Source organism: Clostridium sp. (assembly GCF_051654825.1).
Taxonomy (GTDB): Bacteria; Bacillota; Clostridia; order Clostridiales; family Clostridiaceae; genus Clostridium.
The window spans coordinates 1-21,617 of the sequence record NZ_JBOFYU010000197.1 but is presented as its reverse complement, the minus strand read 5'-3'; the positions used below and the strand labels follow the sequence as shown (position 1 = coordinate 21,617).

Below are 21,617 nucleotides of genomic sequence, written 5' to 3'. Positions count from 1 at the left end.
AGTGGGAGTATAAATTGGGTAGAGAAGAATATGTTTTTGACTAATGTAAAATACTAATACATACTTTCTAAAGGAGGAATTAATTTTGTTAGATTTCGAAGTAGATATGCAAGAATTAACCAATATTAAAGTTATTGGTTGTGGTGGCGGCGGAGGAAATGCCGTTAATAGAATGATAGCTGAAGGATTAAAAAATGTAGAGTTTATAGCTGTAAACACAGATAAGCAAGCTTTAATGTTATCTCATGCCAATGTAAAAATACAAATAGGAGAAAAGCTTACTAGAGGACTAGGAGCAGGAGCGAATCCTGAAATTGGTAAAAGAGCTGCAGAAGAAAGTAGAGAAGAAATAGCTAGTGCTATAAAAGGTGCAAATATGGTATTCATTACTGCTGGTATGGGTGGTGGAACTGGTACAGGGGCAGCACCAGTAGTTGCGGAAATAGCTAAATCTATGAATATACTAACAGTGGGTGTTGTTACTAAACCTTTCCCATTTGAAGGAAAGAGAAGAATGAGACATGCTGAAATGGGTATAGAAAATCTTATGAATGCAGTTGATACATTAGTAATAATTCCTAATGAGAGATTATTAACAATGGCTGATAAAAAGACAACTTTATTAGATTCATTTAGACTTGCAGATGATGTACTAAGACAAGGGGTTCAAGCAATATCTGACCTTATAACAATTCCAGGGGTTGTTAATGCTGACTTTGCTGACATAGAAACTGTTATGTTAAATAAAGGATTAGCACATATGGGTGTTGGACATGGTACAGGGGATAATAAAGCTCAAGATGCTGTAAGACAAGCAATTTCATCACCATTATTAGAAACTTCAATTGATGGTGCTACAGGAGTTATAATCAACTTTACTGGTGGAGCAGACTTAGGAGCTATAGAAGTTTATGAAGCTGCTGATATTGTAAGAGAATCTGCAGATCCAGATGCAAACATAATATTTGGTGCTGTTATAGACGAAACATTAAATGATGAAATAAGAATAACAGTAATTGCAACAGGTTTTGAAGAGGACAATCATAAGTTAATAACTTCACAACCAGTAATTGAAAGAAAACCTATTGTTCAAGAACAACCAAAGGTTGAAGAACAATCAGCAATAGAGCAAACTCAATCTAAAGTTGATCCACTTTTAGATATTGATACTGAAAGTGTAAATATACCAAGTTTTTTAAGATCAAGAAGATAGTAGAGCAAAGACAATGATTTCAAAAATCATTGTCTTTTTTTTATAGAAAAAAAGATAGTAGTAAATTAAAATGTAAATATATGTAAAAAATAAAGGAGTGAAATATTGTTTTAGAAGAGCCATTATGACAAAATTTTGATTTAATAAAGTTTATAATTTAAATAAAGGAGGGATAAGGATGGTGGTATATATAGACATACTTTTAATAGAGAACTTTATTGTAAATTTATTTTTACTATTAATAAGTATGAGATTATTAAAGTTTAACTATAAAAGAACTATATATTTAGCAGCGGCTTTAGGGGCCTTATATACATTAGTTTTGTTTTTAGAAATAAAGATAGCATCTTCAATACCTATACAAATTATTGTTGCAATGATGATGATAGCAATGTCTATTGAACAAAGAAAACTAGGAAACATAATTAAAGCATTAGTTACCTTCCTAATTTCATCGTTTACTTTATGTGGAATATGTTTTTCATTTGTTATAATGCAAAATCAATATAGTTTAACAAATAAGTTTAGTATAGATAATAATTCTATGAAGTATGTACTTATTTCATTAATGATTTTATACATTGTTATTGTTAGAATCATGGATTACTTAAGAGAAAGATCTATTATTAAAGGTTTAATTTACGATATAGAAATTTGCCAAAATAATAAAAGTTATTTTATAAAGGGATTCCTAGACACAGGAAATGAGTTAAGAGAACCAATAACCAATTTGCCTTGCATAATTGTAGAAAGTAGCTATCTAGAAGAAATAGAAATTAAAAAGGATAATATATTTTATATAGCCTATAAAACTATTAGTGAAGATGGTCGCTTAGAAGGATTTAAGGGAGATGGGATAAGAATAAGACCTGAAAAGGGTGAATGGAAATCAGTAGAAGCAATTATATGTGGATGTAATAATAAATTAAGTAAAGAAAACGAATTCAATGCATTATTATCTAGAGGAATTATATAGGGGGGGCCTATGTTAAAATTAGAGATATTATTAAACAGACTTTTTGAAAAACTGAACTTATTTAAGCCAAAAGTACATTATGTTGGAGGAAACGATGCTCTGCCACCACCTTTAAAAAAGGAGGAGGAAGAGGAATTAGTTGAAAAACTAATTAAGGGGGATGAATCCATTAGAGATATTCTAATTGAGAGAAACTTAAGATTAGTAGTGTATATTGCAAGAAAGTTTGAAAATACAGGTGTATGTGTAGAAGATTTAATATCAGTAGGAACTATTGGTCTTATAAAAGCTGTAAATACATTTAATCCTGAAAAGAAAATAAAACTAGCTACTTATGCATCTAGATGTATAGAAAATGAAATATTAATGTATTTAAGAAGAAATAGTAAAGTAAAGGCTGAAATATCATTTTATGAACCTTTAAATATTGATTGGGATGGTAATGAGTTATTATTATCTGATATATTAGGAACAGAAAATGATACAGTTTATAATATGATTGAAGATGAGGTGGATAAACAACTTTTATTTTTAGCTTTACGTCATTTAAATGAAAGAGAAAAAGAAATAGTTAAATTAAGATTTGGATTAAATGGAACTAGGGAAAAAACACAAAAAGAAGTAGCAGACATGTTAGGGATATCACAATCATATATATCAAGATTAGAAAAAAAGATAATAAGTAGGTTAAAAAAAGAAATCAATAAAATGATTTAGTTTGTCTTTAGTATAAAACTAAACTCTAACGGAAATACTTTTAAATGCAGTATGTTATTACTTCCGAAGGGGTTGATGATTTTGATCATTAATAAAGTAGAAATATGTGGAGTAAATACTTCAAAATTACCTGTATTAAAAGAAAAGGAAAAAAGAGTACTTCTTCTTAGTATGAGAGATGGAGATACCACAGCAAGGGAAACTTTTATTAAAGGTAATTTGAGATTAGTTCTAAGTGTGATTCAAAGGTTTAACAATAGAGGTGAAAATGTAGATGATTTATTCCAAGTTGGATGTATTGGCTTAATGAAAGCTATTGACAATTTTGACTTGGGGCAAAATGTTAAGTTTTCAACTTATGCTGTTCCAATGATAATAGGTGAAATAAGAAGATATTTAAGAGATAACAATGCTATAAGAGTTAGTAGATCTTTAAGAGATATTGCTTATAAAGCTTTATTAGTTAGAGATAGACTTGTTAAAGATAACAACAAAGAGCCCACAGTATCTCAAATAGCAAAGGAATTAAATCTTCCAAGAGAAGAAGTGGTATTTGCCCTTGATGCCATTCAAGATCCAGTTTCTCTTTTTGAACCTATATATCATGATGGTGGAGATGCCATTTATGTAATGGACCAAATAAGTGACTCTAAAAATAGTGATGAAAGCTGGTTAGAAAACATATCTATAAAAGAAGCTATGAAAAAGTTAAATGATAGAGAGAAATTGATTTTAACATTAAGGTTCTTTAATGGAAGAACTCAAATGGAAGTAGCTGATGAAATAGGTATATCACAAGCTCAAGTATCAAGATTAGAAAAAACAGCCTTAAAACACATGAGGAAATATGTATAGAGCTCTTTTAGAGCTCTTTTATATTAATTAAGTGGTGGACATGCAATATAATAAATAATAAAAGGGGGAATTTTTATGAAATTTATCAGTGAATTGAATGGAATAGAAGAGGAAACTATATATAACGATTTAACATTACATTCTTTAAATGGATTAAAATCTATGGAAGTTATAGATATTAAGGAGGGTGTTAAGTTAGGATTTGTTAAAGATTTTGTTATAGATATAAAAGAAAGCAAAGTAGTAGCAATTATATTGCCATCTATAGGGAAAGGATGGTTCTCTAAAGAAGAAGATATAGAAATACCTTGGGAACGTGTCAAAAAAGCTGGCATAGATGTACTTCTTGTAGATACAGATGGATTAGAAAATGAAAATTTTGAAAATAGTATCTAGAAAAACAATATATATATATGTATAATAATACATAATAAGCAAAGTAATCAAAAGAAAGGTGTGATATTGATGAAATGTCCTTTTTGCTCATTTCAAGAGAGCAAAGTAGTAGATTCAAGATCAACAGATGACAATACTACTATTAGAAGAAGACGTGAATGTTCGAATTGTAATAAAAGATATACTACATATGAAAAGGTTGAAGATATTCCTATACTAGTTATTAAAAGAGATTTAACTAGGGAAAATTTTAATAAAGAAAAAATAGTAAATGGATTAATAATTGCTTGTCAAAAAAGACCAGTTTCAAGAATGCAAATAGAAAAAATAGCATCAGATATAGAAAAAAATATTTCAAATAAGATGTTAACAGAAGTAGAAACTGAGCATATTGGAGAAATGGTTATGAAGAAGTTAAAGGAAATAGATGAAATCTCTTATGTTAGATTTGCTTCAGTATATAGACAATTTAAAGATATAAATACTTTCTTAGAAGAAATTAAAAACTTAGTTTCCAAAAACTAAAAAAGGTTATTAGCTTTAAGCTAATAACCTTTTTTAATGATAAAAGTTAAGAATAGGTTAAAAAAGTTAATACTATTCGCAAAAATAGAAAAAAAATAATAAAAATGTTAAAATATATTTAAGAAAGGTAACAAGGTGAGTATATGAATAAAATAGGTTCAGATTACTTTAAGGTAAGAGAAGATTTTTTAGAATTAGATTTAGATAAGGTAAAGGTTGTATTTTCAACAGCAGAAAAAGGAAGAAGCTTTAACAGGCATATAGATGAAGGTGTAGAAAATTTAAAAAGTATAGTAGATGAATTTAATATTGAAGATATAAAATATATAAATCAAATTCATAGTGATGTAATACACATTTATGAAAAAAATGATATGGAGATACTTAAAAAAGAGGGGGATGCTATAGTCACTAATGTAAAGGAAGTTGCAGTAGGTGTATTTACAGCGGATTGTGTTCCTGTAATAATAGTAAACGAAGAAAAAGGAGTAGTTGGAGCTATACATAGTGGATGGAAAGGCACTTTTGGTTCTATAACTTATAAAACTTTAGAGCTAATGATGGAAAAGTATGATATAGATATTTCAGATACAAAGGTATTTATAGGACCTCATATAAGAAAGTGTTGCTATGAAGTTTCTGAAGAGTTAAAAGAAAAATTTTTAAAGCATACTAATATTGAGGAAGATGTTTTGTTTAATGGAAGAAATCTAAGTATGGAAGAGTGTATTCTTAAAGACTTAAGAAGAATAGGAGTTAAAGAAGAAAATATATTTTCATTAGATATTTGCACTCATTGTGAAAAAGAAATAAAGATGCATTCATATAGATCAAGTGTTGGAACATATGGAAGATTATTTTCTTTTGCATACATAAAATAGAAGTATCTTAAATTAACTGGAGGTAGAATAATGGCACAGGAAAAGGTTTTAGTAGTAGACGATGAAGGACATATAGTAGAGCTTATTAGCTATAATTTAATAAATGAAGGCTATAAGGTAATAACAGCAAATAATGGTTTAGATGCATTTAAAAAAGCGAAGGAAGAAAAGCCAAACTTAATACTTTTAGATTTAATGTTACCAGGAATGGATGGTTTTGATGTTTGTAAGGCAGTTAGAGGAGAAAAGGAACTTAAAAATACATCTATTATAATGCTTACTGCAAAGGGTGAAGAATTAGACAAAATACTGGGGCTTGAGCTAGGTGCTGATGATTATATAACAAAGCCTTTCTCAGTGAGAGAGTTATTAGCTAGAGTAAAGGCTGTATTAAGAAGGGTAGTTCAAGTAGAGGATGAAAACGAAATATTTACATGTGATGGCTTAAGTATAAACTTTGATAGAAGAGAAGTAATTATAGATAAAAATAGAATAGATTTGACATTAAAAGAATTTGAACTTCTAGATATCTTAGTCAAGAACAAAGGAAAAATACTTACAAGAGATACGTTGCTTGATAAGATATGGGGATATGAATATATAGGAGAAACAAGAACCGTTGATGTTCATATTAGATATTTAAGAAAAAAAATAGAGCAAGATGATAAAAATCCTAAATTTATTGAAACTATAAGAGGAGTAGGGTATAGATTTAACCCAAATGATTAAGAAATGAAAAAAAGAATATTAACATCATCAATAATAACTGTTTTATTTGCAATTATAATAGTAAATTGCTCCTTTATAGCACTTATAAATATTAAGGAAGTTGAAAAGACAAAGGAAATACTTAAAAATTATAATAATATTTTAATTGCAAGTAATGATTTTTCAGAAGCTAATATAAGTAATTTCAAGATAAATAATCTTCAAGTTAGATTTACTGTAATAGATAAAGAAGGAAATGTATTATATGATAATTTAAATAAGAATTTAGAGTATCATGGTGATAGAGATGAAATAATAAAGGCATTTAATAATGGAGAGGGAGGGGCTGAAAGAGTAAGTACTACAGAAGGGATTAAAAATGTTTATTATGCTATAAAAATAAATGATAACAATGTTATAAGATCCTCAGTTCCTTTATCAACAATTAAAATATTTACTTTTGATTATATGAAATACTACATTTTAGCGATGATACTTGTAGTTTTATTATCTATAGCATTATCATTAAAGCTAGTTAGAGCAATAATATATCCTGTTAAGGAGTTAGAAACAGCTACAGCTAAAATTGCAAATGGCGATTTAAGTAAAAGAGCAATTATATATACTAATGATGAAATAGGTTCACTAGCTCATAATTTCAATAATATGGCTGACCAGCTTCAGCATAAAATTAAAGATGCTCTTGATAAGCAAGATAAGTTAGAGGCTATATTAGAAAGTATGGAAAGTGGAGTTATAGCGATAGATAATCATCAAAATGTTATGCTTGTAAATCCTTATGTAAAAAAGATATTTGGGATTAATAAAAATATTATAGGTGAAAATATAGGTGGACACATAATTGATTATGATATTATTAATTTTATAAAATCAGTACCAACGATAGAAACAAGAGAAATAAAGGTACTTCATCCTGTGGAAAAGGAAATTAGAATTAAAAAGGCTCCAATTATTGATACTAATGGATATCAAATAGGAACAGTAGTAGTTCTTCAAGATATTACAGATATAAAAAGACTAGAAAATATGAGAAGTCAATTTGTGGCTAATGTGTCTCATGAATTAAAAACGCCATTAACTTCTATAAAAGGCTTTGCAGAAACACTTAAATATGTAGAGGATATTGATACAAGGAGAAAGTTCTTAGATATAATTGATAAGGAAGCTGAAAGGTTAAGTAGGTTAATTAATGATATATTAGTTTTATCTAATATTGAAAATAATCATAGCATGAATGAAGATGAGTTTAATCCTATTGAAGTTATTGAAGATGCTATAAATGTAGTTAGAGCTCAAGCAGACAAAAGATTTATAAAAATAGATTTGATAAATAAAAATGAAGTTAATCTTGTTGGAGATAAGGATAAATTCTTACAGTTGATGCTTAATTTAATAGAAAATGCTGTAAAATATTCGGAAGATAATACTTTAGTTAAGGTGAAAATATTTAATGTAAAAGAATGGACATATATAGAAGTAATTGATAACGGTATTGGTATTCCAAAGGAAGACTTACCAAGAATTTTTGAAAGATTTTATAGAGTAGATAAATCAAGAGCTACTAGAGGAACTGGATTAGGTCTTGCTATAGTAAAACATATTGTAAAAATGTTTAATGGAGATATATTTGTTGAATCATCGGTAGGTTTAGGAAGTAAGTTTACTGTTAAAATTAAGAGATTTAAAATGTTAAAAGATCTAGAGTGTTAACAGGGAAGAGGTTTAGTTTTTAACTAAATCTCTTTTGTTTTGTAAGAAATTAGTGAAAAACAGTAAATTTTAAGTAAAATAAAGGAATAAAAGGATAAAAATATATGGCAATGTTAAATTGAGTTAACATTAGCATAACTTTTCTTAACATAGAACTAATATTTACTTAACTTTAAGGGATTAATATAAATGTATAAGATAAATAAAAAATAAAAAACGAACAAATAAAACTTTTATAAGTTTGGAGGAGTATATAAATGAAAAGAAAGAGTTTAAAATTAGTAGTTACAGCGTTATTAGTTTCAATGATGGGGGGAGTATTCGTAGGGTGCTCAGGAAACAATGAATCAGCAGAAGGTGGAGAAGTTACTATATCAGTATCAGGTTCTACATCAGTAGGTCCTTTAATGGAAAAAGTAGCTGCAGAATATGAAGGAATAAACTCAAACGTATCAATTGAAATAAATCAAGTAGGTTCATCAGCGGGGATTAAAGATACTATAAATGGAGTATCAGATATCGGGATGGCATCAAGAGAATTAAAATCTGAAGAAGCAAATGAAGTAACGGGAACAGAAGTTGCATTTGATGGAATAGCATTAATTACACATACAAGCAATCCAGTTAAAAACATTACATTAGAACAAGTAAAAGATATATATACTGGGAAAATTACAAACTGGAAAGAACTTGAAGGTGGAATCGATGCTCCAATAGTTGTAGTATCAAGAGAAGAAGGTTCAGGAACAAGAGATGCATTCCAAGAAATCGTAGGATATAAATCAGAAGACCTTATAGTAGATGCTACTATATCAGATGGTAATGGAAACATAAAGTCAACTGTAGAAAGAAATGAAAATGCTATTGGATTCGTATCATTTGAGTACTTAGATGATAAAATTTCAAGCTTAAATGTTGATGGAGTTGCTCCAGAAGCTGCATTAGTTAAAGAAGGTAAGTATAAATTATCAAGACCTTTCATATTAGCAACAAAAGGTGATTCAAATGAAAATGCTAAAAAGCTAATTGACTTTATATTAAGTGATGATGGGCAAAAAATAGTAGAAGACAACAAATTAATACCTGTTAAATAGGTTGGAATTTCAAAATGCCCCTATAATCTAGGGGCATTTTCATTATATAAAGTAATATTAAGATAATATTACGAGGATTCTTTGGGAGGTACTGGCTATGCTAAGTGCGAATGAAAAAAGCAACAAAAGTAAATATGTTATAGAGAAAACATCACACATTATATTTTTAGGAAGTGCTCTTATTGCAGTAGTAAGTTTACTACTGATAATAGGATTTGTATTTTATAAAGGTTTAACACCTTTTATAAGCAAGGGCTATTCATTCAGTGATTTCTTATTTGGTACTAAATGGGTACCAAGTGCAGATCAATTTGGTATATTACCAATGATATTAGCTTCGATATTTGGAACTTTAGGATCACTTATTATTGGTGTTCCAGTAGGGATTTTAACAGCTGTTTTTATAGCTGAAGTAGCACCGAGAAAAATTGGTAAAGTAATATCTACAGCTGTAGAGCTATTAGCGGGAATACCTTCGGTATTATATGGAGTTTTTGGACTGGCGGTTATAGTTCCATGGATAAAGAATACTTTAAATTTACCTAAGGGTGAAAGTTTACTTGCTATTATAATAGTTTTATCTATTATGATGTTACCTACTATAGTTACAGTTTCAGAAACTGCAATAAGAGCAGTTCCTAAAGCGTATAAGGAAGGTTCGCTTGCTTTAGGAGCATCAAAAATAGAGACAATATTTAAAGTAGTAATACCAGCTGCTAAATCAGGAATTTTAGCTGCTGTAGTTTTAGGAGTAGGAAGAGCAATAGGAGAAACTATGGCAATTATACTGGTAGCAGGAAATTCACCAGTTATTCCAACTTCCTTAACTCAAAGTGTAAGACCACTTACAACAAATATTGCATTAGAAATGGGATATGCCTTTGGAACACATCAAGAAATGTTATTTGCAACAGGTATAATACTATTCCTATTTATATTAATCTTAAACTTAGTTTTAAGTAAACTTTCTAATAAGGAAGGGAAATAATTATGAGAAAATTTAAAGAAAATGTATTAAAAACATTATTATGGCTATCAGCAGGAATTACTGTAGCAGTTCTAGTATATATTTTATTCTTTATATTCTCTAAGGGATATAAATTAATAACGCCACATTTTTTAACTAGTGAGTATTCAGCATCAGGAGATGGGGGAATACTACCTATGATAGTAGCAACATTATATACAGTAGGATTAGCAATTCTTATTGCAACACCTATAGGAATATTAGCAGCGATTTATCTTCAAGAGTATGCAAAGCAAGGGAAGATAGTTAAAATTATAAGATTTGCAACTGAAAGCTTAGCTGGAATACCATCAATAGTATATGGATTATTTGGAGCATTGTTCTTTGGAATAACTTTAAAGTTTGGATATTCTCTTTTATCAGGATCATTAACTGTATCAATAATTATATTACCAGTTATAATTCGTACAACAGAGGAAGCTTTAAAATCTGTTCCTCCGTCATATAAGGAAGCGTCTTTAGGTTTAGGAGCTACAAGGTTCCAAACATTATACAAGGTTATAGTTCCAAGTGCTATACCTGGAATACTATCAGGTATTATCCTTTCAATTGGGCGTGTAGTTGGAGAATCAGCAGCAATATTATTAACAGCAGGTACTGTTGCTAAAATGCCTAAGGGAATAATGTCAAGTGCTAGAACACTAACTGTTCAATCTTATCTTGTAACAAAGGAAGCTGGTGATATTGAACAAGCGGCAGCTGTTGGAATAGTACTTATAGTAATAATATTAGTTCTAAACATTATAGCAAAATTAATTACAAAGAAATTTAATAAAGCTAATTATTAATAAATGATTATATGAATTGTATGAGGTGTATTTATGTCAAAGGAAGCATTACCTAAAATAAGAGTAAGAAACTTAAATTTATTTTATGGAGAAAATCAGGCATTAAAAAATATAAATTTAGATATAGAAGAAAAGAAAGTAACAGCATTTATAGGGCCATCAGGATGTGGTAAGTCAACATTTTTAAGAACCCTTAATAGAATGAATGATCTAATAGAGGGAGTTAAAGTAGATGGAGACGTATTAGTAGATGGTGAAGATATATATAAGGATGCAGATGTAATTGCACTAAGAACTAAAGTTGGAATGGTATTCCAAAAGCCAAATCCATTTCCTATGTCTATATATGACAATATAGCTTATGGACCAAGGCTTCATGGAGTTAAAGATAAAAAGACATTAGATGCCATTGTTGAAAAAAGCTTAAAGGGAGCAGCTTTGTGGGATGAAGTTAAAGATAGATTAAAGAAAAGTGCTCTTGGGCTATCAGGTGGGCAACAACAAAGATTATGTATTGCAAGAACTATAGCTGTATCACCAGAAGTAATATTAATGGATGAACCAACTTCAGCTCTAGATCCTATATCAACAAATAAAATGGAAGAATTAATGGATGAATTAAAGAAAAATTATACTGTAATTATTGTAACTCATAATATGCAACAAGCAGGAAGAATTGCAGATAAAACAGCATTCTTCTTAAGCGGGGAAGTAGTAGAGTATGGAAATACAGAAGATATTTTCTACAAACCTAGAGACAAGAGAACAGAAGACTATATAACAGGAAGATTTGGTTAAAATTTAAAAAATACGAGGTGACAGGTATGATGAGAGGACTACTTAATAATAGGGTTAAGATATTAAATTCAGACCTTATTGAAATGGCAAGTTTAGTTGAAAAGCAAATTTATGATAGTATAACTGCATTAAAGAGCCAAGATACTGAGTTAGCTACAAAAATAATAAAAAATGATGATAAAGTTGATAATCTTCAAAAAGAAATTGAAGAAAAATGTATAAAGTTTATGGCTACGGAATCACCAGTTGCTAGGGATTTAAGAAGTATCTATACAACATCAAAAATTGTTACAGATTTAGAGAGAATGGCAGACCATGCAGTAGATATTTGTAAGATTGTTCCTAGAGTAAAAGGAGTAGGTTTTTCAGAGGAAATAACTCCTATTTGGGAAATGGTAGATTTAATAATAAATATGATTAAAGCTTCAATAGAGGCATATGTTAATGGAGATGTAGAAGCAGCATATGAAATTTGCAGCATGGATGATAAGGTAGATGAACTTTATCAAGGAATGTTTGAGATAGTGTTAAAGAAAATGGGTAAAGATGAATCAATGATAAATCAAGGAACTCAAATTTTATTTGCATCTAAATACATGGAAAGAATAGGGGATCATGTAACTAATATATGTGAATGGATAATTTTCTCTAAAAAAGGAAGCTATGTTGATCTAAATGAATAATAGATTTTGAGCAATCTTCATAAGATTGCTCTTTTCGTCTTTTATAATAAATAAAAATAGTAATGAAATATATATTATATAGTATAAATGAATTTGTATTGTTGACTATACAATATTAATAAGGTAATATAACATAAAGATACTATGTTTAAATTGAGGTGAAAATATGAAAAACCTAATAACAAAGGTAGAAATAGGAAGTATTGCAGAAGAGGTTGGAATTGCAGAAGGCGATATTTTATTATCTATAAATGATACTCCTATTGATGATATAATAGATTATAAGTTTTTAGCAGCTGATGAAGATGTAGTTTTAGAAATAGAAAATCAAGACGGCGAAATATGGACTTATGAAATAGAAAAAGAATATGGTGAAGACTTAGGATTAGAATTTGGCGGGGGAATAATGGATAAAGCTAAAAGTTGTACAAATAAGTGCATGTTTTGCTTTATAGATCAATTGCCAAAGGGGATGAGAGAAACCTTATATTTTAAAGATGATGATTCAAGATTATCTTTTCTTCAAGGGAATTTTGTTACATTAACAAATATGAAAGATGAAGATATTGACAGAATAATAAGATATAGAATTAGTCCTATAAACATTTCAGTACATACAACAAATCCAGAATTAAGAGTTAAAATGCTTAAGAATAGATTTGCAGGAAGCATTATGGAAAGATTACAAAAGCTTAAGGATGCCGGGATAGAAATGCATGCTCAAGTAGTTTGTATTCCAAATGTAAATAACGGTGAAGAACTTAAAAGGACAGTTCTTGACCTATATAACCTAAGACCTTATTTAAAAAACGTTGCAGTTGTTCCAATTGGAATAACAAAATACAGAGAAGGCTTAGTTAAAGTAGATACATTTAACAAAGAAACATCAAGAAATGAAATTATAATGATTAGAAAGCTTCAAGAAAGATTCCTAGAAGAAACTGGTGAGCCTTTTGTAAGGTTATCAGATGAATTTTATTTAGTTTCTGGAGAAGAAATACCACATGAAGAGTTTTATACTGGATATGAACAATTAGAAGATGGTGTTGGAATGGTTAGATATTTTAGAGAAGCTATTAACAGGGATTTAGAAATGTTAAGTACAAATGTTAAAGGAAGCTTTTCATTAGTTACTGGAACACTAGCTTATGATGAAATTCTAAATGCAGCTAATAATATAAAAAAGAAAAATTCTAATATTGAAATAGATGTTTATAGAATTATAAATAACTTCTTTGGTGAAACTATTACAGTTGCAGGACTTTTAACTGGAAAAGATATAATTGAACAATTAAAGGGTAAAATAAAGACAGAGTACTTAATTATGCCTGATAATATGTTTAGAAAGGGCTATGAATTAGGGCCTCAAAATGAAAGAATCATGTTAGATGATACAAAAGTAAAAGATTTAGAAGATGCATTAGGTATTAAGGTTATTGTTTGTGATTACACAGGAGATGATCTTATTGACATAATAAATAGAAACAGTAAGGAGGAAAAATAATGGGTAAACCAATAGTTGCTATAGTTGGAAGACCAAATGTAGGTAAGTCAACATTATTTAATAGATTAGCAGGACAAAGAATTTCAATAGTGCAAGATACACCAGGTGTTACTAGAGATAGAGTTTACGCTCAAGCTGAATGGCTTAGATATAATTTCACAATGATTGACACAGGTGGTATAGAACCAGAAAGAGAAGATATCATTGTACAACAAATGAGAAGACAAGCGAATATTGCTATAGAAACAGCTGATGTTATTGTATTTATAGTAGATGGTAAAGAAGGGTTAACACCTGCTGACCATGAAGTATCAAATATGCTTAGAAAAAGTAAGAAACCAGTTGTTTTAGTAGTAAATAAAGTTGATTCATTAAGAGAAGAAGATAATGCGTGGGAGTTCTATAATTTAGGTATAGGTGATCCTGTTACTATATCTGCATCACAAGGTTTAGGTCTTGGAGATATGCTAGATAGAGTAGTTGAGCATTTTGAAAAGTTTGGTGATGAAGAAGAGGATGATGAATTCATTAGAATCGCTATGATAGGAAAACCTAACGTAGGTAAATCATCATTAATAAATAGACTTCTTGGAGAAGAAAGATTAATAGTTTCAGAAGTAGCTGGTACTACAAGAGATGCTATAGATAGTGTTCTTGAAAAAGGTGATGATAAATTTATCCTTATAGATACTGCTGGACTTAGAAGAAAAAGCAAGGTTAAAGAAGAAATAGAAAGATATTCTGTAATTAGAACTTATGCTGCTATAGAAAGAGCTGATGTGTGTATTTTAATGATAGATGCAACAGAAGGAGTAACAGAGCAAGATGAAAAGATTATAGGATATGCTCATGAAATGAACAAAGCTATTATGGTAATAGTTAATAAATGGGATCTTATTGAAAAAGATGATAAGACAATGCAAAGATATAAAGAGGACTTACAACAAAGCTTAAAATTCTTAAAATATGCTAAGTACTTATTTATTTCAGCAAAAACTGGTCAAAGAGCTCATAAAGTATTAGAAGTAGCTAAAGAATGCTATGAAAACTACTCAAAGAGAGTTGGAACAGGTGTATTAAATGAAGTAATAAATAAAGCTGTTTTAATGAAAGAGCCACCAATAGTAGGAATAAAGAGAATGAAAATTTACTATGCAACACAGGTTGCTACAAAGCCACCTAAATTTGTATTCTTTATAAATGATACAAGTGCAACTCACTTCTCATATCAAAGATATATAGAAAATCAATTAAGAGATAGCTTTGATTTCAGTGGTACAGGATTACAAATAGAGTATAGAGAAAGGAAAGAATAGTTATGAGTAAAGTGACCTTTTTAGGAGGAGGTAGTTTTGGTACTTCCTTAGCAATATTACTTGCAGATAAAGGAAATGACGTAAATATATACGATAGAGATAAAGAAGTAGTTAATGATATTAACATTAACAAAAAAAATGATAAGTATATTAAAGACTTACAAATACCTAATAAAGTCACGGCTTATACCGATATGGATAAAGCACTAATAAATGCTGAATTCGTTGTATTAGCAATACCATCACATGTAATAAGAACAGTTTCTAGATCTTTAAAAGGAAAAATTAAAGATGGAATTCCTGTGATAAGTATAGCTAAAGGTATAGAGCAAGAAACTAACTTAAGACTTTCAGAAGTAATTCAAGAAGAACTACCAAATAATCCAGTTGTTATTCTTTCAGGGCCTAGTCATGCTGAAGAAGTAGCATTTAATATTCCTACTACAGTAGTAGTATCTTCATTAGACATGGAAATAGCTAAGGAAGTTCAAGAATTATTTATAAATTCTAATTTTAGAGTTTATACTAATGATGATTTAGTAGGAGTAGAAATTGGAGGAGCTGTAAAAAATGTCATTGCATTAGCAGCAGGTGTTTGTGATGGTATTGGTTATGGTGATAACACTAAAGCTGCCCTTATGACAAGAGGTATGGCAGAAATAGTTAGAATAGGAATGAAACTTGGAGGTAAGGCTGAAACATTTTTAGGTCTTACAGGAATGGGTGACTTAATAGTTACTTGTACTAGTTTACATTCAAGAAATAGAAGAGCTGGATTTTTAATTGGAAGTGGAAAAACAGTAGATGAAGCAATAGAAGAAGTAGGGATGATTGTTGAAGGGATAAAAGCTTGCAGAGCCTTTTATGAATTAAAGGAAAAGTTAGGAATAGAGATGCCTATAACTGATGTAGCTTATAAAGTTTTATTCAATGGTAAGGATCCAAAGGAAGCTGTTTCTCATCTTATGGGAAGAGAAAAAAAAGACGAAATATATTATTAAGGAATTGGCGTAAGCCAATTCTTTTTTTATTTAAAAAAATAAATAGCTTAACATATAATTATTAGGAATAATTAATCAATTATATAAATAGAATCTTAGTGTGAAAGAAATATATAACTGACTAAATAAATTAGAAATTATCTAGAAAAGTTGTATACTTTTTTTAATATTAGAATAGTATATACTGTTAATAATAATTAGGAGGGTATAACGTGGACAGCTTTAATATATACAAGGATATAGCTGATAGAACACAGGGGGACATATATGTAGGAGTTGTTGGACCAGTTAGAACTGGAAAATCTACATTTATCAAAAAATTTATGGACCTTATGGTAATACCAAAGATTGATAATAGTTATAAGAAGGAGAGGGCAAAGGATGAATTGCCGCAAAGTGGTTCAGGAAAAAGTATTCACACTACTGAGCCGAAGTTTGTTCCTAATGAGGCTGTAGAAATTACGATAGACGAAGACATAAAATTAAAAGTAAGATTGGTTGACTGTGTTGGATATATTGTAAAGGGTGCTGTAGGATATATGGATGGTGAAGATGCTAAAATGGTAAATACACCATGGTATGACTATGAAATACCTTTTGAAGATGCAGCGGAAATTGGAACTAGAAAAGTAATAACAGATCATTCAACTATAGGATTAGTAATTACTACTGATGGTAGTATTACAGGAATCGATAGAGATGAATACTTAGAAGCAGAAGAAAGGGTAATAGAAGAGTTAAAAGTTATAAATAAGCCTTTTATTGTTGTACTTAATACAAAAAACATAAACTCTCCAGAAACTAGACAATTAAAAAGAGAGTTAGAAGATAAATATAGTGTAACAGTCCAACCAATGGACATTGCAAATATGAATGAAGATGATATAGAAGAAATTTTAAAACATGTACTTAAAGAATTCCCAGTTAAGGAAATTAATATTGATATGCCTAAGTGGGTTGAAAAATTAGAGCCAGATCATTGGTTGAAAAAGAGTTTCTTTAATATAGTAAAAGAAATGTGTCAAAACATAAATAAGGTTAGAGATATTAAAACTATAGTAAATGCAATTAAGGATGAAGAGGCCTTAGGAGCTACTGATTTAACTGAAGTTAATTTAGGCGAAGGAACTGCCAGGTTACTTATGAAGCCTAAGGATGGTATTTTCTATAAAATATTAAGTGAAATATGTGATTTAGATGTTGAGTCAGAAAGTGATTTATTATTACTTATTAAAGATCTTAATATTGCAAAGAAGGAATATGATAAAGTTAAGGATGCTTTAAATGATGTAAGAGAAACAGGATATGGTTTAGTTGCACCACAACTTTCAGAAATGAAATTTGAGGAGCCAGAAATGGTTAAGCAAGGAACTAAGTTTGGTGTTAAGCTTAAAGCATCAGCTCCTTCATTACATTTTATAAAGGCAAATATAAAAACAGAAATAAGTCCAATTATGGGATCAGAAAAAGAGAGTGAAGAATTAGTTAAATCATTAATGGAACAATTTGATAAGGATCCATCATCACTATGGCAAAGTAATATGTTCGGTAAGTCTTTAGAAGTATTAGTAAAAGAAGGATTACAAAATAAATTATATAAAATGCCAGAAGATGTACAAGTAAAAATACAAAAAACCCTTCAAAAGATTATAAATGAAGGAAATGGCGGGTTGATTTGTATTATACTTTAAGAAATTTTAAATAGGAGCAAAATTGCTCCTATTTTTTTATAAAAATTTTATATATTAGTAAATTAAATGGGTAGTGCTGAATAAAATATATTATAGTAGGATATTTTGAATCAATAGTCATATACACTATACATGAATCGAGGGGTATTATGGAGAATAGATTTTGTACCTATAAAAGAGTTGGATATTTTAGACAGCAGATGGCTGAATATTTAGGTGTAAGATATACGGGGACTATTTATGCTTCTCCAGGGGTAATTAAGCATATAAAAAAGAGACATGGTAAACACTTAAGCAAAAAAATAAGTGGCGATCTTATCCAGATTATGAAGAGTATAGTTGAAGATCCGGATTATATTGGGATATACAAGTTAACAGAAAAAGAAACACTTATAGAACTTATAAAGAAGGTAGATACCAATATACTAATGGGAATAGAAATTGATGAGGATAACGATTATATATACGTCTTAACGATGTATCCGATAACGGAAGCAAAAATAAATAATAAATTGTATAGTGGAAAACTAATTGAATGGCAAAATTATAAAGAGATAAATAAAAGTTGAAACATTTAGATGTGGAATGTATAATATGTATATTGATTTTAAATATTTGATTATTGAAGTGAGAAATGGCTCCTCATACGCTAAAGCAGTAAAATACTGAATTAGTAAAAAGGGATGCAGGATACGCCGCCCTGCCAATAATTAACTTAAAAACTTTTGGGGTACCAAGAGTTTTTATTTTTACTTAATTAAAATATATAAACTAAAATAAAATTGCATTTAAAAGCAAAGTATAAAATATAAAGATGTACATAGGAGGATGAAATGAAAAAAATTGCAGTAGTATTTAATGGTGGAACTATTTCTATGAAGGTAGACGAAAGAATAAAAGCAGCAGTACCAAGTTTAACGGGTGAAGAAATTATGGCAATGGTTACTGGAATTGAGGATTTTGCTGAAATAGAATCTTATAGCTTTTCAAGTATGCCATCACCGCATATGTCAGTAGAAACAATGCTCGAGTTAAGCAAATTTGTTAAAAAGCTAGTTGAAAGAGATGATATAGATGGTGTGGTTATAACACATGGAACAGATACATTAGAAGAAACAGCTTATTTATTAGATTTAACAATTGATACAGATAAAGTTATTGTTATCACTGGTGCAATGAGAAGTAGCTCAGAATTAGGCTATGATGGGCCTTTTAATTTGGCTGCCTCAATTTGTACTGCTATATCAAGTGATGCAAAAGGAAGGGGGGTATTAGTTTGCTTTAATGGGGAGTTAAATTCAGCATCTGAAGTAACAAAAGCAAACTCAATGTCTTTAAGTGCTTTTGTAACTCCTAACTTTGGACCAATAGGAATAGTTGATAATAATAGAGTTATTTTCTATAGAAATACAAGTAGAGCTAAAGTTTATAATGTTGATGAGATAAATGGAGATGTAGCATTAATTAAATGTGTTGCTGGTATGGATTCTTCATACATTGATTTTGCAATAGATAAAGGATATAAGGGCATAGTAATAGAAGCAATGGGAAGAGGTAATGTTCCTCCTAGGATGGTGGATGGAATTAAAAGAGCTATTAGTGGTGATATTTTAGTTATGGTAGTATCTAGATGCTTTGAGGGGAGAGTTTTTGAATCCTATGGATATGAAGGTGGAGGAAAGATGATAAAAGACTTAGGTGTAATTTTTGGAGATACTCTTCCAGGACAAAAAGCTAGAATAAAATTAATGTTAGCATTATCATCAGGTATGGCAAAAGATGAAATCTTAGAAAGTATAGAAAACAGCTAAAAACAAACATACTCGAACGTTCGAGAAAAAGTTAAATATTTTTGTACGGATATATTGACAATTATACAAGTAAAATATATAATAATATTCGTGAAGAGGATAACTCATATAAGTATGACAATAAGGGTCATAAGTTTCTACCAGGGTGCCGTAAATATCCTGACTATGAGTACGAATATTGTTAATATATTTTAAGTGTAAAGTATGTTATCGATATAGCGAAATAGCGAAGCCGCTGTGAGTTATCTTACTATATTATTTAGTAATATAACTTATAGCGGTTTTTATTTATTTTATAGGGGGATTTGTAATGGAAAAAGTATCAATGAAAGAAAGGTTATTACCTATTCTAAGTAACAAAAATGTAAATTTTAAGAAAGAAATTTTAGCGGGTATTACTACATTTTTAACGATGGCATATATAATAGCTGTTAATCCTAATATATTATCAGCTACAGGAATGCCAGCAGGTGCATTAGTTACAGCAACATGTTTAACAGCAACTATTGGTTGTGTGCTTATGGGACTTTTTGCAAACCTACCATTTGCTTTAGCATCAGGTATGGGTTTAAATGCATTCTTTGCCTTTTCAGTAGTATTAGGTATGGGTATTTCTTGGGAAATGGCTTTAACAGCAGTATTTGTTGAAGGAATTATATTTATAGTTTTATCATTATTCAAAGTAAGAGAAGCTGTAGTTAATGCAATACCAATGAATATGAAACATGCAGTAACTGCTGGGATAGGAATATTTATTGCTTTCATAGGATTAGTTGGAAGTGGATTAGTAATCAATGATGATGCTACTTTAGTAGCAATGGGAGAATTTACACCAGCTGTAATAGTAGCTTTAATTGGAGTTGTAGTTATAGCAGTTTTAGATAAAAAGAATATAAAGGGTTCTATATTATTTGGAATTCTTACAAGTACATTATTAGCATGGGGATATGCTATGATAAATCCTCAAGTAGCAGCAGAATTAGGTATTTACCTTCCAGAGGGAGTATTTAAATTTGAAAGTATTGCTCCAATAGCAGGGAAATTAGATTTCTCATTCATGACTAACAAAGATACAATATGGACATTTATAACTGTAGTATGTACGTTCTTATTTGTAGATTTCTTTGATACAGTTGGAACTTTAGTTGGAGTTGCATCTAGAGCTAATATGTTAGATGAAAAAGGAAATGTTCCAAACGTAGGAAGAGCTTTATTAGTAGATGCAGTAGCAACTACAGCAGGAGCTGCAATGGGAGTTTCAACAGTTACAACGTATGTTGAGAGTTCAACAGGAGTTGCAGCAGGTGGTAGAACTGGATATACAGCTATAACAACAGGGGTGTTATTCTTTATTGCAATGTTCTTCTCACCAATATTTATAGCTATACCAGCATGTGCAACAGCACCAGCTTTAATATACGTAGGTTATTTAATGCTTGGATCAGTGAAAAATATTGATTTTGATAATATAACAGAAGGAGTACCAGCTTTCTTAACTATAATAACAATGGCGTTAACTTATAGTATAGGTGATGGATTAACAATAGGTATATTATCATATGTAGTTATAAATTTATTATATAACTTATTCTTTGCAAAAAAGGAAGAGAAAAATAATGTTTCAATAGTAATGATTGTATTAGCAATATTATTCTTACTAAAAATAGTATTCTTAGGTTAATTTATAAATTAATATAAATTATTGAAAGAGTTAACTCTTTCGTATTCGTAAATCCCTTAAAAGGAAGTAGAAATTCTACTTCCTTTTTTGTTGTGTGCCCAGCATGGGCACGTACTTGTCGGTGAAAGTCCGATATGGGGGTTGATAGTGCTAACCATTAGCTTAAGACAAGGGTGTCCATTGTGAGGTGGAATCTGAAGGAAGTCGGCGGCAAATCCTTG

The 21,617-nt window shown here is 29.7% G+C and carries 21 protein-coding genes and 1 riboswitch; all 21 genes read left to right on the top strand.

Going from position 1 to position 21,617, the window contains the following annotated elements; genetic code table 11:
* Positions 1 to 85 precede the first annotated feature (85 nt).
* Complete coding sequence (ftsZ, locus tag ACRDBA_RS11300) at positions 86 to 1,213, top strand: cell division protein FtsZ (protein WP_438573021.1); 1,128 nt, start codon at positions 86 to 88, stop codon at positions 1,211 to 1,213.
* 178 nt (positions 1,214 to 1,391) lie between these two features.
* Entirely contained in the window at positions 1,392 to 2,189 is a 798-nt protein-coding gene (locus tag ACRDBA_RS11295) for a sigma-E processing peptidase SpoIIGA (RefSeq protein WP_438573020.1), read from the top strand.
* A gap of 9 nt (positions 2,190 to 2,198) precedes the next feature.
* Positions 2,199 to 2,906, top strand: coding sequence for an RNA polymerase sporulation sigma factor SigE (gene sigE / locus ACRDBA_RS11290; protein ID WP_438573019.1), 708 nt, complete (start codon positions 2,199 to 2,201; stop codon positions 2,904 to 2,906).
* 81 nt (positions 2,907 to 2,987) lie between these two features.
* Positions 2,988 to 3,761, top strand: a complete 774-nt coding sequence (gene sigG / locus ACRDBA_RS11285) for an RNA polymerase sporulation sigma factor SigG (RefSeq protein WP_438573018.1) — start codon at positions 2,988 to 2,990, stop codon at positions 3,759 to 3,761.
* 75 nt (positions 3,762 to 3,836) lie between these two features.
* Positions 3,837 to 4,157, top strand: coding sequence for a YlmC/YmxH family sporulation protein (locus ACRDBA_RS11280; RefSeq protein WP_438573017.1), 321 nt, complete (start codon positions 3,837 to 3,839; stop codon positions 4,155 to 4,157).
* Positions 4,158 to 4,226: 69 nt separating this feature from the next.
* The gene (gene nrdR, locus ACRDBA_RS11275) at positions 4,227 to 4,682 is read left to right on the top strand and encodes a transcriptional regulator NrdR (RefSeq protein ID WP_438573016.1); all 456 of its coding nucleotides are present in this window, start codon (positions 4,227 to 4,229) and stop codon (positions 4,680 to 4,682) included.
* A gap of 143 nt (positions 4,683 to 4,825) precedes the next feature.
* Complete coding sequence (gene pgeF, locus ACRDBA_RS11270; protein WP_438573015.1) at positions 4,826 to 5,563, top strand: peptidoglycan editing factor PgeF; 738 nt, start codon at positions 4,826 to 4,828, stop codon at positions 5,561 to 5,563.
* A gap of 30 nt (positions 5,564 to 5,593) precedes the next feature.
* Positions 5,594 to 6,292, top strand: coding sequence for a winged helix-turn-helix domain-containing protein (locus ACRDBA_RS11265; protein WP_438573014.1), 699 nt, complete (start codon positions 5,594 to 5,596; stop codon positions 6,290 to 6,292).
* A gap of 3 nt (positions 6,293 to 6,295) precedes the next feature.
* Positions 6,296 to 8,002 carry an ATP-binding protein gene (locus ACRDBA_RS11260; protein WP_438573013.1) on the top strand — a complete coding sequence of 569 codons (1,707 nt, stop codon included), beginning with the start codon at positions 6,296 to 6,298 and terminating at the stop codon, positions 8,000 to 8,002.
* A gap of 257 nt (positions 8,003 to 8,259) precedes the next feature.
* Positions 8,260 to 9,096 carry a phosphate ABC transporter substrate-binding protein gene (locus ACRDBA_RS11255; RefSeq protein WP_438573012.1) on the top strand — a complete coding sequence of 279 codons (837 nt, stop codon included), beginning with the start codon at positions 8,260 to 8,262 and terminating at the stop codon, positions 9,094 to 9,096.
* Positions 9,097 to 9,193: 97 nt separating this feature from the next.
* Positions 9,194 to 10,084: a phosphate ABC transporter permease subunit PstC gene (pstC, locus tag ACRDBA_RS11250; RefSeq protein WP_438573011.1), complete on the top strand. Its 891-nt coding sequence runs from the start codon at positions 9,194 to 9,196 to the stop codon at positions 10,082 to 10,084.
* Positions 10,085 to 10,086: 2 nt separating this feature from the next.
* On the top strand, positions 10,087 to 10,911 hold the full coding sequence (pstA, locus tag ACRDBA_RS11245; RefSeq protein WP_438573010.1) for a phosphate ABC transporter permease PstA: 825 nt from the start codon (positions 10,087 to 10,089) through the stop codon (positions 10,909 to 10,911).
* A gap of 33 nt (positions 10,912 to 10,944) precedes the next feature.
* A complete protein-coding gene (pstB, locus tag ACRDBA_RS11240; protein WP_438573009.1) occupies positions 10,945 to 11,709 on the top strand; it encodes a phosphate ABC transporter ATP-binding protein PstB in 765 nt (254 codons plus the stop codon).
* 26 nt (positions 11,710 to 11,735) lie between these two features.
* Positions 11,736 to 12,392 (top strand): phosphate signaling complex protein PhoU, encoded by a 657-nt coding sequence (gene phoU, locus ACRDBA_RS11235; RefSeq protein WP_438573008.1) that lies wholly within the window; start codon positions 11,736 to 11,738, stop codon positions 12,390 to 12,392.
* A 166-nt stretch (positions 12,393 to 12,558) separates the two neighbouring features.
* Positions 12,559 to 13,896 (top strand): DUF512 domain-containing protein, encoded by a 1,338-nt coding sequence (locus tag ACRDBA_RS11230; RefSeq protein WP_438573007.1) that lies wholly within the window; start codon positions 12,559 to 12,561, stop codon positions 13,894 to 13,896.
* On the top strand, positions 13,896 to 15,212 hold the full coding sequence (der, locus tag ACRDBA_RS11225; RefSeq protein WP_438573006.1) for a ribosome biogenesis GTPase Der: 1,317 nt from the start codon (positions 13,896 to 13,898) through the stop codon (positions 15,210 to 15,212). Before ACRDBA_RS11230 ends, der begins: the two co-directional genes overlap by 1 nt.
* A gap of 2 nt (positions 15,213 to 15,214) precedes the next feature.
* Positions 15,215 to 16,213: an NAD(P)H-dependent glycerol-3-phosphate dehydrogenase gene (locus ACRDBA_RS11220; RefSeq protein WP_438573005.1), complete on the top strand. Its 999-nt coding sequence runs from the start codon at positions 15,215 to 15,217 to the stop codon at positions 16,211 to 16,213.
* Between the two features lie 212 nt (positions 16,214 to 16,425).
* Positions 16,426 to 17,904 carry a stage IV sporulation protein A gene (spoIVA, locus tag ACRDBA_RS11215; RefSeq protein ID WP_438573004.1) on the top strand — a complete coding sequence of 493 codons (1,479 nt, stop codon included), beginning with the start codon at positions 16,426 to 16,428 and terminating at the stop codon, positions 17,902 to 17,904.
* A 149-nt stretch (positions 17,905 to 18,053) separates the two neighbouring features.
* On the top strand, positions 18,054 to 18,473 hold the full coding sequence (locus ACRDBA_RS11210; protein ID WP_438573003.1) for a PBECR2 nuclease fold domain-containing protein: 420 nt from the start codon (positions 18,054 to 18,056) through the stop codon (positions 18,471 to 18,473).
* 264 nt (positions 18,474 to 18,737) lie between these two features.
* Positions 18,738 to 19,715 carry an asparaginase gene (locus ACRDBA_RS11205; protein ID WP_438573002.1) on the top strand — a complete coding sequence of 326 codons (978 nt, stop codon included), beginning with the start codon at positions 18,738 to 18,740 and terminating at the stop codon, positions 19,713 to 19,715.
* 84 nt (positions 19,716 to 19,799) lie between these two features.
* Positions 19,800 to 19,901: riboswitch (purine riboswitch) on the top strand.
* Positions 19,902 to 20,025: 124 nt separating this feature from the next.
* Positions 20,026 to 21,396, top strand: a complete 1,371-nt coding sequence (locus tag ACRDBA_RS11200) for an NCS2 family permease (protein WP_438573001.1) — start codon at positions 20,026 to 20,028, stop codon at positions 21,394 to 21,396.
* Positions 21,397 to 21,617: the final 221 nt, after the last annotated feature.

Coding starts and splice junctions, on each gene's coding strand:
- nrdR (WP_438573016.1), top strand. CDS start 4,227: ATGAAATGTCCTTTTTGCTCATTTCAAGAGAGCAAAGTAGTAGATTCA.
- phoU (WP_438573008.1), top strand. CDS start 11,736: ATGATGAGAGGACTACTTAATAATAGGGTTAAGATATTAAATTCAGAC.
- pstB (WP_438573009.1), top strand. CDS start 10,945: ATGTCAAAGGAAGCATTACCTAAAATAAGAGTAAGAAACTTAAATTTA.
- ACRDBA_RS11210 (WP_438573003.1), top strand. CDS start 18,054: ATGGAGAATAGATTTTGTACCTATAAAAGAGTTGGATATTTTAGACAG.
- der (WP_438573006.1), top strand. CDS start 13,896: ATGGGTAAACCAATAGTTGCTATAGTTGGAAGACCAAATGTAGGTAAG.
- ACRDBA_RS11295 (WP_438573020.1), top strand. CDS start 1,392: ATGGTGGTATATATAGACATACTTTTAATAGAGAACTTTATTGTAAAT.
- pstC (WP_438573011.1), top strand. CDS start 9,194: ATGCTAAGTGCGAATGAAAAAAGCAACAAAAGTAAATATGTTATAGAG.
- pstA (WP_438573010.1), top strand. CDS start 10,087: ATGAGAAAATTTAAAGAAAATGTATTAAAAACATTATTATGGCTATCA.
- sigE (WP_438573019.1), top strand. CDS start 2,199: ATGTTAAAATTAGAGATATTATTAAACAGACTTTTTGAAAAACTGAAC.
- ACRDBA_RS11255 (WP_438573012.1), top strand. CDS start 8,260: ATGAAAAGAAAGAGTTTAAAATTAGTAGTTACAGCGTTATTAGTTTCA.
- pgeF (WP_438573015.1), top strand. CDS start 4,826: ATGAATAAAATAGGTTCAGATTACTTTAAGGTAAGAGAAGATTTTTTA.
- ACRDBA_RS11265 (WP_438573014.1), top strand. CDS start 5,594: ATGGCACAGGAAAAGGTTTTAGTAGTAGACGATGAAGGACATATAGTA.
- ACRDBA_RS11280 (WP_438573017.1), top strand. CDS start 3,837: ATGAAATTTATCAGTGAATTGAATGGAATAGAAGAGGAAACTATATAT.
- ACRDBA_RS11200 (WP_438573001.1), top strand. CDS start 20,026: ATGGAAAAAGTATCAATGAAAGAAAGGTTATTACCTATTCTAAGTAAC.
- ACRDBA_RS11220 (WP_438573005.1), top strand. CDS start 15,215: ATGAGTAAAGTGACCTTTTTAGGAGGAGGTAGTTTTGGTACTTCCTTA.
- ACRDBA_RS11230 (WP_438573007.1), top strand. CDS start 12,559: ATGAAAAACCTAATAACAAAGGTAGAAATAGGAAGTATTGCAGAAGAG.
- ACRDBA_RS11205 (WP_438573002.1), top strand. CDS start 18,738: ATGAAAAAAATTGCAGTAGTATTTAATGGTGGAACTATTTCTATGAAG.
- ACRDBA_RS11260 (WP_438573013.1), top strand. CDS start 6,296: ATGAAAAAAAGAATATTAACATCATCAATAATAACTGTTTTATTTGCA.